13 protein-coding genes are annotated in these 15,599 nt (G+C 68.4%); 5 read left to right on the top strand and 8 right to left on the bottom strand.

What is annotated here, in order from left to right; all coding sequences use genetic code 11:
- Positions 1 to 91: 91 nt before the first annotated feature.
- The 5 genes from A7G45_RS28600 to A7G45_RS28580 form a co-directional block, all read right to left on the bottom strand.
- Positions 92 to 751 (bottom strand): nitroreductase, encoded by a 660-nt coding sequence (locus A7G45_RS28600; protein WP_260941909.1) that lies wholly within the window; start codon positions 749 to 751, stop codon positions 92 to 94.
- Positions 748 to 1,146: a cupin domain-containing protein gene (locus A7G45_RS28595; RefSeq protein WP_260941907.1), complete on the bottom strand. Its 399-nt coding sequence runs from the start codon at positions 1,144 to 1,146 to the stop codon at positions 748 to 750. The genes A7G45_RS28600 and A7G45_RS28595 overlap by 4 nt, the downstream gene beginning before the upstream one ends.
- Positions 1,147 to 1,262: 116 nt before the next feature.
- Positions 1,263 to 4,046 (bottom strand): helix-turn-helix transcriptional regulator, encoded by a 2,784-nt coding sequence (locus A7G45_RS28590; RefSeq protein WP_260941906.1) that lies wholly within the window; start codon positions 4,044 to 4,046, stop codon positions 1,263 to 1,265.
- A 103-nt stretch (positions 4,047 to 4,149) separates the two neighbouring features.
- A complete protein-coding gene (locus A7G45_RS28585) occupies positions 4,150 to 5,106 on the bottom strand; it encodes an electron transfer flavoprotein subunit alpha/FixB family protein (protein WP_260941905.1) in 957 nt (318 codons plus the stop codon).
- 47 nt (positions 5,107 to 5,153) lie between these two features.
- Positions 5,154 to 5,954, bottom strand: a complete 801-nt coding sequence (locus A7G45_RS28580) for an electron transfer flavoprotein subunit beta/FixA family protein (protein WP_043395216.1) — start codon at positions 5,952 to 5,954, stop codon at positions 5,154 to 5,156.
- Between the two features lie 263 nt (positions 5,955 to 6,217).
- Between A7G45_RS28580 and A7G45_RS28575 the strand changes: the two genes are divergently transcribed.
- The 4 genes from A7G45_RS28575 to A7G45_RS28560 are packed head-to-tail and all read left to right on the top strand — an operon-like array spanning position 6,218 to position 11,395.
- Entirely contained in the window at positions 6,218 to 7,021 is an 804-nt protein-coding gene (locus tag A7G45_RS28575; RefSeq protein ID WP_260941903.1) for a class I SAM-dependent methyltransferase, read from the top strand.
- Between the two features lie 29 nt (positions 7,022 to 7,050).
- Entirely contained in the window at positions 7,051 to 8,583 is a 1,533-nt protein-coding gene (locus A7G45_RS28570; protein ID WP_260942229.1) for a 1,4-alpha-glucan branching protein domain-containing protein, read from the top strand.
- 28 nt (positions 8,584 to 8,611) lie between these two features.
- Positions 8,612 to 9,841 carry a glycosyltransferase family 4 protein gene (locus tag A7G45_RS28565; RefSeq protein ID WP_043987813.1) on the top strand — a complete coding sequence of 410 codons (1,230 nt, stop codon included), beginning with the start codon at positions 8,612 to 8,614 and terminating at the stop codon, positions 9,839 to 9,841.
- Between the two features lie 57 nt (positions 9,842 to 9,898).
- Positions 9,899 to 11,395, top strand: a complete 1,497-nt coding sequence (locus A7G45_RS28560) for a multicopper oxidase family protein (protein ID WP_260941901.1) — start codon at positions 9,899 to 9,901, stop codon at positions 11,393 to 11,395.
- On the opposite strand, the gene A7G45_RS28555 is transcribed toward A7G45_RS28560, so the two are convergent.
- On the bottom strand, positions 11,396 to 12,133 hold the full coding sequence (locus tag A7G45_RS28555; RefSeq protein WP_043395209.1) for an acyltransferase: 738 nt from the start codon (positions 12,131 to 12,133) through the stop codon (positions 11,396 to 11,398).
- A gap of 64 nt (positions 12,134 to 12,197) precedes the next feature.
- On the opposite strand from A7G45_RS28555, the gene A7G45_RS28550 reads away from it, so the two are divergent.
- On the top strand, positions 12,198 to 13,529 hold the full coding sequence (locus A7G45_RS28550) for a BamB-related PQQ repeat family beta-propellar protein (protein ID WP_260941899.1): 1,332 nt from the start codon (positions 12,198 to 12,200) through the stop codon (positions 13,527 to 13,529).
- A 55-nt stretch (positions 13,530 to 13,584) separates the two neighbouring features.
- Here A7G45_RS28550 and A7G45_RS28545 read toward each other — a convergent pair whose 3' ends face one another.
- Positions 13,585 to 14,286, bottom strand: a complete 702-nt coding sequence (locus A7G45_RS28545) for an esterase (protein ID WP_260941896.1) — start codon at positions 14,284 to 14,286, stop codon at positions 13,585 to 13,587.
- A gap of 103 nt (positions 14,287 to 14,389) precedes the next feature.
- On the bottom strand, positions 14,390 to 15,595 hold the full coding sequence (locus tag A7G45_RS28540; protein ID WP_260941894.1) for a THUMP-like domain-containing protein: 1,206 nt from the start codon (positions 15,593 to 15,595) through the stop codon (positions 14,390 to 14,392).
- Between the last annotated feature and the right edge of the window lie 4 nt (positions 15,596 to 15,599).

Genomic DNA, 15,599 nt, shown 5'->3' with positions numbered 1-15,599 from the left:
CCCTTTCGAGTTGTTTCGGTTGTGCAGCTTCAAACCTGGCAGTTGCCGAGGGCGGGCGGACCCCGGAAAGTCCGTAGTCTGCGCCCGGTGATCAGTCGAGGAAGGCCACGTTCTCGCCGATCGGATTTCGGGGCGTATCAAGGTGGTTGGCCGGGAAAGCCGGGTCGGGGTAGCCGATCGCGATCCCGCACAGGATCGAGAGCTCCTCGGGAATGTCGAGCTGCTCACGCAGCACCTCCGGGTAAAAACTGATCGACACCTGAACACAACTCCCCAGGCCCCGCTCGGTCAATGCCAGCATCAACGTCTGCAGGAACATTCCGACGCCCATCGCGTCCACGGCGCCGAAATCACGGTGCATGCACACCACCCCCGCGACGGGGGCACGAAAGAATTCCCAGTTGCGCCGCTGCGCCGCCCAGCGGCCCTCCGCATCGGTGCGCTCGATGCCCATCGCGCCATAGACCAGAGCGCCGCTCTCCCGACGCAGGTGCGCGAACCGGGGCGGCAGACCGGCCGAGCCCACCTCGGGCGGCGCGGTGTCGACGGCGGCGAGCAGCGCTTCGACCAGCTTTGCGCGCCGTTCGCCGGTGACGAGGTACACGTGCCGCGGCTGGGTGTTGGAGTTCGACGGCGCCCGGATCGCCAGCGCCAGGGCCTCGTCGAGTAGCTCACGCGGAACCGGCTTGTCCGGCAAGAACATCCGAGCCGAGCGACGTGCCCGGACGATGTCGCCGAACCCGGTCGTCATCGGACTCGCCGGTCCTTACGGGCTTCGAGTTCGTCCTCCTCGACGACCACGAGCATCGGCACGCCGGGCGTGCAGATCATCGTCACGAGAAACCGCAGCGGGACATCGGAACGATTGTTGGCGTCCGAGTAGTGGATGATGTCACCGCCCGGCTCCCAGAACGCCTCCCCGGCCTTGATGACTCGCGGCGCTTCGCCCTCCAACTCGAAGAGCATCTCGCCCTCCAAGACATAGCCGAACGACGGTCCCCCGGGGTGCCGGTGCGGCGGTGCACCCGCGCTGCCCGCCGGCCACTCGATGATCGACGTCATCACGTGGGCGTCGGCCGGAATGAACGGCGGCGTGACGGTCTGGATCGTCGTGATGGCTTTCATCAGGTCGTCGGTCGCGAACATCGTTGCTCCTTGCGTCGAATTCAGACCCGGGCGGACAGCCGTGGCGGGTATGAGTTCAGCGTTGCAGCGAAGCCGCCGTGCGGCGCCCTTGGAAGTTCGTGGTCCTGTGGCGCAATTCAGTGCGCGGCGAAAACCGTGCGCAGCTGACGCCGGGACGTGATGCCGAGTTTCACGAAGACCTTCCGCAGATGCCATTCGACGGTGTGCGTGCTGATGAACAACTGCGCACCGATCTCCTGGTTCGTCAGCCCTTCGCCGGCGAGGCGAGCGATCTGGGCCTCCTGCGCCGTCAGCTCGTCCCCGGAGTTGACCGGCTCCTTGCGGACCTTCTTCCCGGCTGCGATCAGCTCGCGGCGTGCCCGCTCGGCGAAGGCCTGCGCGCCCATGCGGCTGAACATCCGGTACGCCTCGTCGAGGTGCTTGCGCGCGTCGGTGCGTCGGTTCATGCGGCGCAGCCACTCCCCGTAGCACAGCTGGGTCCGCGCCAGATGGATGAGGATCGCAGTGCGCTCGAGTCGTTCGATGGCTTCGGTGTACAGGGCGTCGGCGTCCTCGTCATCGGCGATGAATGCCCGCGCATGGGCGAGAGCACCGAGCCCCCAGTCGGTGCCGCTGGTGCCTGCGCGCACAGCCAGCCGCTGTACCGCCCACTCGGCAGTTGCTTTGTCCCCGATGCGCATTGCCGCTTCGGTCAGCTCGAACAGGCACCAGCTGTGGAAGCCGAGGTCGTTGTATTCGCAGCTGTCCCGGGCCGCCGCGAAGGCCTCCGGGTACCGTCCCAGCCCGTTGTAGAGCACCGCCGACAGATAGCCGGTGACGCCGAGTACCCGGCCTTCGCCCCTGGCCCGCGCGTCGGCCGCGGCAGCCTCGATCAGGCCGGTCGCTTCACCTGGAACGCCGCGGAACGCCGCCAACGACAGCGAGTGGTAGCGCAGCGGCGCATAGTCCGTCGCGGCAGCGATCGAGGCAGCCTCATCGATCAGCGTTGTCGCCGTGCTGAATTCACCTGCCACCATGTGCACACCCGCCCGAAAGGCGAGCGCCGCCGGAAGGACGGCCAGGGCTCCGGCATCTCGCGCCTGCCCCACCGCGGCGGTGGCCAATTGCCGGTAGAGCGTGTCGTCCCACACCTCGCCGGTGGCTGATTCCTGAATGATGGCCAAGCCCAACGACATCCACCGCAGGACATGCTCTTCGTGCGCATCACTGCACATGAGTTCCAATGCGGTGCGCATCTGTTCCCCACCGTCGCCGGTGGTGATGCGACTCGTCACACCACTCAGCAAGAGGTCGACGGGCCGATCGAGGTTCTTCGCGTCACCGAGCGCCGCACCCGCGGCTTCGGCCACCTGCACCAACATGCCCGGCGCGCCGAGGCGGCCGGCATACATCGCCGCGGCCAGCGCTTCGAGGTACGTCTCCCTGGCGAGGTTTTCGTCAAGCGCTTCAAGATATTTCGCGGCCGCAAGCAGCTCCGACACAGAGTCGCTCAGCGGCCGGACGCCGGAACCGCCGCCTCGGCTGCGGGCGAATTCCATCTGGGCTCGTAGCCGATCCACTTGCGCGCGTTGCAGATCCGTGAGTGGACCGAGCTCTGCAATCGCCAGCAGTTCAGCTGCGGCAGCCGGTGCTGCGGCGTCGCGTTTGGCCTGTGCCGCGGCAAGCGCCCGGACTGTGCGCAGCGCCGGGTCTGCGGTGAGCACAGTCGCACGTTCCATGAAAGCCGCCGCCGCTGCGATGCCGCCCTTGCCGTGCGCGCGGTCGGCTGAACGCTCCAGATCCGCGGCGACCACATCGTCGGGACCGGACGCGGCGTTGGCCGCATGCCAGGCCCGGCGGTCCGGGTCATGGATCGGATCTGTGGCATCGGCCAGCGCCCGGTGAACTGCCCTGCGCGCGTTGAGGTTTGCCGCGCGGTATGCGGCCGAACGCATCAACGGATGACGGAAGCGCATCCGCGACCCGAGCTCGATGCATCCCTGTGCCTCGGCCGGCGCCAACGCGTCGACGGGCACCCCCAGATTGGCCGCCGCGCGTACGAACAACGCGGCGTCGCCCACCGGTTCCGCAGCCGCCAACAACAACAGCCGCTGGGCGTCCGGTGGCAGCGCCTGGATACGACGGATATAGCCGTCCTCGACCTGCCCCATCACGCCGCGTCCGGTCGCCATGTTCCAGAAACCGCCCGCAAGCTCTGCCGCGGGGACACTTCGCGGCACCTCGAGCAGGGCCAGCGGAATCCCGCGCGTCTCGGCCACGACGCGGTCGCGTACCCGCTCGTCGATCCGGGCCAAGAGCACCGAGTCGAGTAGCTCGCGAGCGTCGGCATCCGACAGCCCGGTTATCGCCAGTTCCGGCAGGCCGCCAAGCGCCTCGGCCCCGGTATTGCGGGCCGCGAACAGCATGACGACGGGCTCGGCCAGGAAGCGCCGGGCGACGAAGGCGAGGGTCTGCACAGACACCTGGTCGAGCCACTGCGCGTCATCGACGAGGCACAGCAGGGGCTGGTCGGCAGTCGCCGCAGCCAGCAGGCTGAGCACCGCGAGCCCCACCAGAAACCGATCGGGCGCCGCCCCCACGCCCCGGCCGAAGGCCACATCCAATGCTTCGCGCTGTGGCGTGGGCAGCTCGTCGAGGTGATGCAGCAGCGGTGCACAGAGCTGGTGCAGGCCCGCGTAGGCCAGCTCCATATCGGACTCGACGCCCGTCACCTGGATGCGGCGAAATCCGTCGGCCGTCTCCGCCGCCTGGCGCAGCAGCGCCGTCTTGCCGACCCCCGCCTCACCGCGCAGCACCAGCACCTGGCTGCCACCGGCCTGTGCGGTCGACAACAGATCGCGTAGCGTCGCGATCTCCTTGTCACGGCCCCGCAAGCGCGGCCCACGCCCCTGGCTCGACATCGGCACCACCGTATCTAGTTGCTGTCAGCAGTCTTACCAGACACAAAAGTGCCCCAAAACCGGAGTTCTGGGGCACCTTCGCGGCTGCTCGTGCAGAGAAGAACTAGCCCTTGCGAGCCTTGATGGCGTCGGTCAGCTGCGGGCTGACGTTGAACAGGTCGCCCACGATGCCGAGGTCCGCGATCTCGAAGATCGGGGCCTCTTCGTCCTTGTTGACCGCGATGATGGTCTTGGACGTCTGCATACCGGCGCGGTGCTGGATGGCGCCCGAGATACCCAGGGCGATGTACAGCTGCGGGGCAACGGTCTTACCGGTCTGGCCGACCTGGAACTGACCGCCGTAGTAGCCCGAGTCGACCGCGGCACGCGAGGCACCGACGGCACCGCCGAGCGAGTCGGCCAGGGCCTCGACGACCGCGAAGTTGTCGGCGCTGCCGACACCACGGCCACCGGCGACCACGACGCTGGCCTCGGTGAGCTCCGGACGGTCACCGGCGACAGCCGGCTCGCGCGAGGTGATCTTGGTGGCGTTCTCGGCCTGGGCCGGAACCTCGACGTTGACGACCTCGCCGGCGCCAGCTGCCGGGGCGGCCTCGACGGCACCCGGACGGACTGCGATGACCGGGAGCACGTCGTTGGCCTGCGCCTCGACGGTGTAAGCGCCACCGAAGATGCTGTGCACACCGATGCCGCCGGCCTTGACGTCGATGACGTCGACCAGCAGGCCGGCACCCAGGCGAGCGGCCAGACGACCGGCGACCTCTTTGCCCTCGGTGCTGGCGACGGTCAGAACCGCGGCCGGGCCGGCGGACTCGACGAGCGCCTCCAGCACATCGACGGTCGGGGTGACCAGGAAGTTCGCCGCGTCAGCCGACTCGGCGACGTAGATCTTGGCCGCGCCGGCGGCCTTGAGGGCGTCGGTCAGCGGGGCGGCGGTGCCCGGGGCACCCACCACCACGGCAGCCGGCTCACCGAGCACGCGAGCGGCGGTGATCAGTTCGGTGCTCACCTTCTTGAGGGCACCATCGGCGTGCTCGACGAGCACAAGTACTTCAGCCATGCGTATTTGCCTCTGTGTCTTTCGTGGAAGTTTCGGTGGGGTGGGGGCTAGATCAGCTTCTGAGCAACGAGGTACTCAGCGATCTTGTTGCCGCCCTCGCCCTCGTCAGCGATCTTCTCGCCCGCGGCCTTGGCCGGCTTCGGCGTCGACGACAGCACCTTGCTGCTGGCGTTGGCGACACCGACCTCGTCGGCCTCGACACCGATCTCAGCCAGGGTCAGCACGGTGACCGGCTTCTTCTTGGCGGCCATGATGCCCTTGAACGACGGGAAGCGGGCTTCGCCGATGCGCTCGTTGACACTGACGACGGCGGGCAGTGCGGCCTCCAGGCCGAAGACGCCGTCGTCGGTCTCGCGCTCACCGGTGACCTTGCCGCCCTCGACGGAGATGCTGCGCAGGGAGGTCAGCTGCGGCAGGCCCAGCAGCTCGGCGATGACAGCGGGAACCGCGCCACCGACACCATCGGTGGACTCGTTGCCACCGATGACCAGCTCGGCGCCCTCGATGGTGCCCAGGGCGCGGGCCAGGGTCCAACCGGTCTGCACGATGTCCGAACCCTTGAGCTGGTCGTCCTTCACGTGCACCGCGTTGTCGGCGCCCATGGACAGAGCCTTGCGGATGGCCTCGGTGGCCCGCTCCGGTCCGACCGTCAGCACGGTGACGGTGCCGGCGCCGCCGGCGGCCTCTTCCTTCTCCTTGATCTGCAGCGCTGCCTCGACGGCGCGCTCGTTGATCTCGTCGAGCACCGCGTCCGCGGACTCGCGGTCGAGGGTGAAGTCGCCGTCGTTGAGCTTGCGCTCCGACTCATAGTCAGGGACCTGTTTGATCAGGACCACGATGTTCGTCATGGGTGTGGTTCGTCCTCCTCGATGAGGCCGGCGTCGGCCTGGCATTCACGATTCACGCAACGACCAACATGTTACTACTCGGTAACTTATGTGGCATGGCGCAGGAACACCATAGCTGGTCGAGCGCCGCCCGAGGATGCCGCCTTTTGTTTTCTTGACCACACTTGAACCGGTTCGGCAACATGGCAGAACCAGCAGGTGGGACGGCCCAACCAATTGGGCCTGGTAGTTCAGCGACCACTCTGCACTAGCCTGCCTATCTAATGAGCACTTTTCCCGAAACCCAGCCGGACAGCCACGCGGCACCGTCAGTGCCAGTCATGCCACTGACCGGTGAGCGCACCGTTCCGGATCTGGCCGAGGAGAACTACTGGTTCCGCCGCCACGAGGTGGTCTACCGGCGACTGGTCGACCGCTGCCGCGACCGCGACGTCCTGGAAGCCGGCGCCGGCGAGGGCTATGGCGCAGATCTCATCGCCGACGTCGCGCGCCGCGTGATCGGACTGGACTACGACGAGTCCTCGGTGGCGCACATCCGCGCCCGCTACCCGCGGGTCGAGATGCTGCACGGCAACCTCGCCGCACTGCCCCTGCCCGACGCCTCCGTCGATGTGGTGGTCAACTTCCAGGTCATCGAACACCTGTGGGACCAGGGCCAATTCGTCGCCGAGTGCCTGCGCGTGCTGCGTCCGGGTGGCGTCCTGCTGATGTCGACGCCGAACCGCATCACCTTCACGCCCGGCAGCGACGTCCCGCTGAACCCGTTCCACACCCGCGAACTCAACGCCGCCGAGATGACAGAGCTGCTGACCGAACAGGGCTTCGTCGTGGAAGCCATGCTGGGCGTCTATCACGGCGCCGGGCTGCGTGCGCTCGACGCCCGGTACGGCGGCTCCATCATCCAGGCGCAGATCGACCGCGCGGTGGCCGACGCACCCTGGCCGGCGGACCTGCTGGCCGACGTGGCCGCGGTGACGATCGACGACTTCGATCTGCTGGATGCCGCTGCCGCCGACATCGATATCGACGACAGCCTCGACCTGGTGGCAATCGCGGTGCGGCCGTGAGTGATTCGTCCACCGCGCCCGTACCGGGGATGTTCACCCTGGTGCTGCACACGCACCTGCCGTGGCTGGCGCACCACGGCCGCTGGCCGGTCGGCGAGGAGTGGCTGTACCAGTCGTGGGCGACGGCGTACTTGCCCCTGACCCGTGTGCTCCGCGAGCTGGCGGAGGAAGGTCGCGGCCACCTCCTGACCCTGGGCATGACGCCCGTCGTCACCGCACAACTCGATGACCCGTACTGCCTGGCCGGCATGCAGCAGTGGCTGTCCAACTGGCAGCTGCGCGCCCTCGAGGCGACCACCGTTCGTGACGGCGGCGGCGCCCCTGAGACCTTCAACTCACCGGAAGCGTTGCGCGCCTTCGGTATTCACGAGCACCAGCAGGCCGGTGCGGCACTCGCCGAATTCGCCGACCACTGGCAGCACGGCGGCAGCCCGGTGCTGCGGCAGCTCATCGGCGCGGGCACCATCGAATTGCTCGGCGGCCCGCTGTCGCATCCGTTCCAGCCGCTGCTCAACCCCCGGCTGCGGGAGTTCGCGCTGCGCGAGGGCCTGGCCGACGCCGGCGCCCGGTTCGCGCACACCCCCGGCGGCATCTGGGCGCCCGAATGTGCGTACGCCCCCGGCATGGAGACCGGCTATGCGGCTGCCGGCGTCACCCACTTCATGGTCGACGGCCCGTCGCTGCACGGCGATACGGCGCTCGGCCGCCCGGTCGGCGAGTCGGACGTCGTCGCCTTCGGGCGCGACCTGCAGGTCAGTTACCGCGTGTGGTCCCCCAAGTCCGGCTACCCGGGGCACCCGGCCTACCGGGACTTCCACACCTACGACCATCTCACCGGACTCAAGCCCGCCAGGGTCACCGGCCGCACCGTCGCGTCGGAGTCGAAGGCGCCCTACGAGCCGGAACGGGCCGTCGCGGCCATCGACGCGCACGTCGCGGATTTCGTGAACACCGTTCGGCGACGGCTGATCTCGGAGTCCGAGCGCATCGGACGCCCGGCCCACGTGGTCGCCGCGTTCGACACCGAGCTGTTCGGGCACTGGTGGCACGAGGGACCGGAATGGCTGGCGCGGGTGTTGCGCGCGCTGCCCGAGGCCGGGGTCCAGGTCGGCACCCTCTCGGACGCGATCAACAACGGCTTCGTCGGCTCCCCGGTCGAGCTGCCGCCGAGCTCCTGGGGTTCGGGCAAGGACTGGCAGGTCTGGTCCGGTGAGCAGGTCGCCGACTTCGTCACGCTCAACGCCGAGGTCGTGGATACCGCGCTGACCACAGTGGACAAGGCCCTGGCCCAGGATTCGGCCTACCCGGCGCGGGACCGCGTGGCCGACCAGATCCTGCGCGAGGCGCTCCTGACTGTCTCGAGCGACTGGCCCTTCATGGTCAGTAAAGACACCGCGGCGGAATATGCTCGCTATCGCGCGCATCTGCACGCACACGCCACCCGGGAGATCGCCGGTGCCCTCGCGTCTGGACGGCGCGATCAGGCTCAGACGCTCGCGGAGGGTTGGAACCGCGCCGACGGACTGTTCGGCGCCCTGGACGCGCGGAGGTTGCCGCGATGAGCGCTTGCGCGAAGAGCAGAGGGCACCGATGAAAATCCTCATGGTCTCGTGGGAGTACCCACCCGTGGTGATCGGTGGTCTCGGACGCCACGTCCACCATCTGGCCGTCGAGCTGGCCGCCCGCGGCCACGAGGTCGTGGTGCTGTGTCGCCGGCCCGCCGGTACCGACCCCAGCACGCACCCCACCACCAACGAGGTGCACGAAGGCGTGTGGGTGATCTCCGCGGCGCTCGACCCGAACGAGTTCACCTTCGGCACCGACATGATGGCCTGGACACTGGCCATGGGGCACGCCATGGTTCGTGCCGGCCTGAGCCTGCGCGACTGGACGCCCGATGTGGTGCATGCCCACGACTGGCTGGTCGCGCACCCCGCCGTCACCCTGGCCGAGTTCTTCGACGTGCCATTGGTCTCCACCATCCACGCCACCGAGGCCGGCCGGCATTCCGGCTGGCTCTCCGGACCGGTGAGCCGGCAGGTGCACTCGCTGGAGTCGTGGCTCGTGCACGAGTCGGACTCGCTGATCACCTGCTCGGTGTCCATGGGCGAGGAGATCACCGAGCTGTTCGGGCCCGAGCTGCCCGACGTGAGCGTCATCTGCAACGGCATCGACACGGCCGGCTGGCCGTTCGCGATGCGGCGCAAGCACGACGGCCCGGCCGAGCTCCTGTTCGTCGGCCGGCTCGAGTACGAGAAGGGCGTGCACGACGTCATCGCCGCGCTGCCCCGCATCCGGCGGACCCACCCCGGCACCACGCTGACCATCGCCGGCGACGGCACGCAGTACGACTGGCTGGTCGAGGAAGCCCGCAAAGCCAAGGTCACCAAGGCCGTGAATTTCGTTGGCCGCGTGGACCATTCAGGCCTGCTGGAGCTGCTGCACCGGGCCGACGCCGCGGTCCTGCCGAGCCACTACGAACCGTTCGGCATCGTGGCACTGGAGGCTGCCGCAGCCGGCACGCCACTGGTGACGTCCAACGTCGGCGGGCTCGGCGAGGCCGTGATCAACGGCAAGACCGGTGTCTCCTGCCCGCCGCGGAACGTCGGCGCACTGGCTGCCGCGGTCCGCAAGGTGCTCGACGATCCGCCGGCCGCGCAGCAGCGCGCCCTGGCCGCCCGGGACCGGTTGAACCACGACTTCTCGTGGCAGCACGTCGCCGCCGAGACGTCGGACGTGTACCTGGCCGCCAAGCGCGGCGAACGCCTGCCACATGCCCGTCGTCCCATCGTGGAGCGCCCGCTGCCCGACCGCGGCTGAGGGTTTCTCCGCGAGCTTCGCTTGACGGATATACCCCCCGGGGGTACAAACGGCAGTGTGTTCACTCGCCGTAGTTTCCTGATCGCGTCTGCCGTCACGGGCGCGTCCACCCTCGCCGGGGTCGCCGCGTGCGGCAAGACGCCGTCCCCCGCCGCGGCAAGTGGCATCGACCAGAAGGCTATTGCCGCCGCCGAGGCGGCCCGCCCGCACACCGGCCGCACCGTCTCCGTGGCACTGCGCCCGCAGCCGGCCACCGTCGACCTCGGCGGCGTCACCGTGCAGACCCTCGCGTACGGCGACCAGGTCCCTGGCCCGCTGATCCGCGCGTCGGTGGGCGACGAGTTGGCAGTCCGTGTGTCCAACGGCCTCGACCATGACACGTCGTTGCACTGGCACGGAATCGCGCTGCGCAACGACATGGACGGTGCATCGCCCGCGACACCGAATATCAAGCCGGGCAACGACTTCACCTACAACTTCTCCGTCCCGCACGCCGGCACCTACTGGGCGCATCCGCACACCGGGCTCGACGCGGACTACGGGCTGTACCTACCGGTGATCGTCGACGACCCAGCCGACCGCGGCCGGTACGACGCGGAATGGATTGTGGTCCTTGATGACTGGACCTCAGGCGCCGGCAAGTCACCGCAGCAGATCTACGACGGCCTGCGCGCCATGGGCAACATGGGCGGGCACGACATGAGCAGCATGGGCGACATGCCCATGGCGACGAGCGCGCTGCTCGGCGGCGACGCCGGTGACGTCAAGTACCCCTACTTCCTCGCCAACGGCCGCATTCCCACCGCACCAACAGTTTTCAATGCCAAGCCGGGACAACGAATCCGGCTGCGCATCATCAACGCCGGCGCCGACACCGCGTTCCGGGTGGCCCTGGCCGGGCACCGCATGACCGTCACGCACACCGACGGATTCCCGGTCGACCCGGTGGACGTGGACGCGCTGCTGCTGGGCATGGGCGAGCGCTACGACGTCATCGTCACCGCGGGCGACGGGGTCTTCCCGTTGGTAGCCGTCGCCGAAGGTAAGGACGACGCCGCCCGCGCCATCCTGTCGACCGGCGCGGGCACCGCGCCGGAGCCCACATTTCGGCCCAAGGAGCTGACCCAAAAGGTCGGCACCGTCGCCGATTTCACCGCCACCTCAGCCGTCGACCTTGGACCGCTCACGCCGGACGTCGCGCTGACCGCGGAACTCACCGGCTCGATGATGAAGTACGACTGGGGTATCAACGGGCGGTCGTTCGACAACCGGCAGGCACTGACCGTCCGTCAGGGCCAGCGCGCCACCATGACCTTCACCAACTCGACGACCATGTGGCATCCCATGCACCTGCACGGGCACACCTTCCAGGTGCTGCAGGCCAGTGCAGATGCAGTCCGGCGCGGCCCGCGCAAGGACACGCTGATCGTGCTACCCAAACAGAAGGTGACCGTCGCGCTCATCGCGGACAACCCCGGCGAGTGGATGCTGCACTGCCACAACGCCTATCACCAGGAGGCAGGCATGATGACGACGCTCAACTACACGAGCTGACTACCGAGAGCTCTTCTTGCGTTCGATGTCGGCCAACGCCCGGGCGAGTTCCTCGCGCTCGGCGGCCGAGGTCTCCCAGTCCAGCTTGCGGTTCCTGACCACCTTGGCCGGTGCACCGACGGCAATGGAGAAGTCCGGAATCTCGCCCTTGACCACCGCGTGGGCACCCAGCACGCAGCCGCGGCCGATGCTGGTGTTGCGCAGGATCGTCACCTTGGCGGCAACCCAGGTGTCCGGACCGATCCGCACCGGGCCCTTGACGATGCCCTGGTCCTTGATCGGCAGCTCCATGCTGTCCATCTTGTGGTCGAAGTCGCAGACATAGCACCAGTCGGCCATCAGCGCCGAATCGCCGAGCTCGATGTCCAGGTAGGTGTTGATGACGTTGTCGCGGCCCAGCACCACCTTGTCGCCGAATCGCAGCGACCCCTCGTGACAGCGAATGGTGTTCTTGTCACCGATGTGGACCCAGCGGCCGATCTCCATCTGCGCCAGCTCGGGCGTGCACTGAATCTCCACGCCTTTGCCGAGGAACACCATGCCGCGCGTGATGATGTGCGGGTTGGCCAGCTTGAACTTGAGCAGACGCCAGTACCGCACGAGGTACCACGGGGTGTAGGCCTTGTTGTCGAGCACCCATTTCAGCGACTCGCGGGTGAGGAAGCGCGCCTGTCGCGGATCGCGCAACCGCGAACCCCGCCATCGTTTGTGAATCGGTGCGCCCCACATCGTCGTCATGGCCGGAAAGCCTACGCGAGGCGAAATCGGACATTCGCCGGTCTCGGGCTAGTCTCGGGACTCGATGCCTGCACACCGAATGCGCCGTCTTGCCGCCAGCACGGCCACTGTCGCCACCACCCTGCTGACCTCGGCGGCCGCCCTGACCATTGCCGGGTGTGGCAACACCGACTCCTGGGTCAAGGCCCATCCTTCGGACGGCTGGCCGGCACAGTACGGCGACGCCGCCAACAGCAGCTCGACCACGCTGGCCGGGGCAAGCAACCTGAAGCAGGACTGGGCGCGGTCGGCCAAAGGCAACCTCGGCGCCCAGGTGATCCTCGGCTCCGGCAACTATCTGGCGATCAACGCGCAATCGGCCAACGGTTGCTCACTGATGGTCTGGGAAAGCGACGAGCACGGCCGCCAGCGCTGGTGCACGCGCCTGTGGCCGGGCCCAGGTCCAGGGGGGCCGCTGTCCTCGCCTCTTTTCGATGGCTTCGACAACATGTATGTCGGGCAACCGGGCGCGATCATGTCGTTCCCGCCGACCCAGTGGATCCGGTGGCGCCAGCCGGTGATCGGAATGCCGACGACTCCGCGCATCCTGTCGCCCGGCCAGCTCCTGGTGGTGACGCATCTGGGCCAGGTGCTGGTGTTCGACGCGCACCGCGGCCAGACCATCGGCGCCCCGCTGGATCTGGTCAGTGGCGTCGATCCCGCCGACTCGGCGCGCGGCCTCGCCGATTGCCAGCCCGCCAAAGCGGCCTGCCCCATCTCGGCGGCGCCCGCGTACTCCCCCGACACCGACATGGTGGTGCTGGGTCTGTGGCAGCCGGGCGCTGACGCCCCCGCCCTCGTCGGGCTGCGCTACCACGAGGGCCAGACGCCGCTACTCAGCCGCGAATGGACCAGCACCGCGGTAGGCGGCGGCCCGATCGCCAGCCCGGTGCTGTCAGCCGACGGCAAGACCGTCTACGTCAACGGCCGCGACCAGCACCTCTGGGCGCTGAACTCCGCCGACGGCAAGGCCAAGTGGTCCGTCAATCTCGGCTTCCAACCGCAGACGCCGCCGTCGGTGACGCCGGACGGTCTGGTGGTCGCCGGAGGCGGGCCGCAGAGCAAGCTCACCGCGGTCAAGGACAAGGGCGACAAGGGCGAAGTCGCGTGGTCCCGCAACGACGTCGAGCCGCTGACGACGTCTACGCGCGCCGGCAGCGACATCGGATACGCCGTCGTCCGCGACGGTGACCACGGCCAGGCACTGCTGGTCTTCTCCCCCGCCGACGGCCACACCGTGAACAGCTATCCGCTGCCGGGTGCCACCGGCTGGCCGGTCGGAGTGTCCGTCGGGCACGACAAGCGCGTCGTCACAGCGACCAGCGACGGCCAGGTCTACGCGTTCGCGCCTGCCTGATCAGGGATTTGTGCACGAAAATCCGCGGCCGGCGCGGAAAATCGTGCACAAATCGCTAGGCCAGCATCGCGTCGACCGGGGCCCGGGGCACCGTCACCTGCACCGCGCCAGCGGATTCCGGCAGCACCTGGCCCTGGCTGAAGAAGAAGATCAGCGAGTCGTTGGTGAGCGCGAAGTTCTGGTAGGTGTCGGGGTCCAGGCCGGCAGACGGTGGCAGCAGCACCGGCTGTGCGGACTGTCTGACCAGTTCTCCTTGGACCATCGGCAGGATCACCGGAAACGGTTGTGCGCCAGGGGCGAACAGGGTGTCGATGGTGATCGGCTTGCGCTGGTTCTGGTCCCAGTTGAATGACTTGTAGAACGTCTGCGGGTGCGCACCACCGACGTCCTGGAATGTCTTGAACACCACCGACTGGGTGCTGCGGTTCGGCGTCGTGGAGCTGTGCAGGGTCGCCGTGGTGTCCAACTCGTATGAGGTCTCGTGCGGCCCGGGCATCTTGGCGACGTTGACGTACCCGTCACGCGTCTGCGTGATGTAGTCGACTACGGCCTGCTGATCCGGGTAGTCGATCGGGTAGCTGATGTTGAGCGCGTAGCCGCGCGAGGTGTCGCGAATCTGGCACATCCGCGAGCCGTCGACGACACCGGCCAGCTCCGCGCACTTCGGCGGGTTCGGGTTCGCGGCTGCCAGAGGCACGCCGAGCCAACCGACAGCGCCTGAAGCAGCGATCACTGCGGCGAGTACGGGAAGGCGCATCTGGTGAATCCTCCGGGGGATGAATGAATGGCGGCACATCGCCGCCGGTTCCAGCGTACCTGTCAGCCCCACCCGGACCGGGCATGATCTGCGACCAGGTGGTTCAGCGCGATGGGCGGCAAATGAAGGCCGTCGGCCGGGCCGCGGCACCGGTCCCGATCCGGGTGATCACCACCGACAGCTGCACACCCGAACGCTGGAGCTTCAGCTTGGACCGCAACGCATCCGGGTCGACGTCGACGCCGCGAATCAGGATCTCGACGGCCGACGCCCCATGCGCGGAGAGCGCCTGACGCAGCCGCTTCTCGTTGTAGGCGATCTGCTCGATGACCTCGAATCCCCTTGTACCGCTCGGCAACTCGTCGCCAGACAGGTAGGCGATCGCCGGATCCAGCTGCCACAGGCCATGCCGCGCCGCGTAGTGGCGGACCAGACCGGCCCTAACCACCGCGCCATCGGGGTCGACGATCCACCGCCCCACGGGTGCACAAGGACACTCATCGGGGTCCGTATCGGTGAATTCCTCGGCTACCCGGCCGGCTTTGTCCAGCACGGTGGCCCGGCGGGTGACCCCGGATGCGGTCAGCCCCGGCGACCACAGACAGGCCTCCCGGACGTTGCCGGCCAGCGACGTGATCTGCACCTCGCCGCGGAATCCCAGCTCGGCCAGCTGGCCGAAATCGACGCCGGGAGCGCACTTCACCACCAGGTCGCGGCCCCGGTACACCTCGAGCAGTTCGTCCAATGGCGGCGCATAGTCGCGGGGGTCGAACTTGCGGCGCCCGGAGCTGCGCCGCGCCGGGTCGACGACCACCACCGCGTCCCGGGTCACCGGGCGCAGCGCGTCGGCGCGGCACAGCAGCGCATGGTCGCCGACGTTGTGCTGCGCCATGGCCAGACGGACCGCATCGAGGTCGCTGCCGATGCGAAGAGACGCCGAATCACCCGAATCGATCAGGGCGGCAAGCTCTGTCCCGACCGAACACGTCGCATCGTGCACGACGCGGCCGGCCAGCCGGCGTGCGCGATGCACCGCGACGGCCCCGGCGGTGGCCTGCTGCAGCGCCTCGTCGGTGAACAGCCAGCCGGCGACGTCGCCTAGGTCGGCCAGTTTGGCGGCAGCGCGCCGGCGCAACAGCACCGTCTCGACCAGTACCGCCGCGCGGTCGCCGAAACGCGAACGCGCCCAGGCGATGTCGGACACCCGATGGGCGTCGGTCAGCGGCCGGGCAGCCACCTCGACGAGCGCCTCCTGACCGGCTCCGCTCAGGTAGGCGACATCGTCGAGCGTGAAGGCGTAACCGCTCACGTCG

The sequence above is a fragment of the Mycolicibacterium llatzerense genome, from assembly GCF_025331195.1.
Classification (GTDB): domain Bacteria; phylum Actinomycetota; class Actinomycetes; order Mycobacteriales; family Mycobacteriaceae; genus Mycobacterium; species Mycobacterium llatzerense.
The sequence above is the reverse complement of the archived record's forward strand: the minus strand, read 5'-3'. Positions and strand labels throughout refer to the sequence as shown.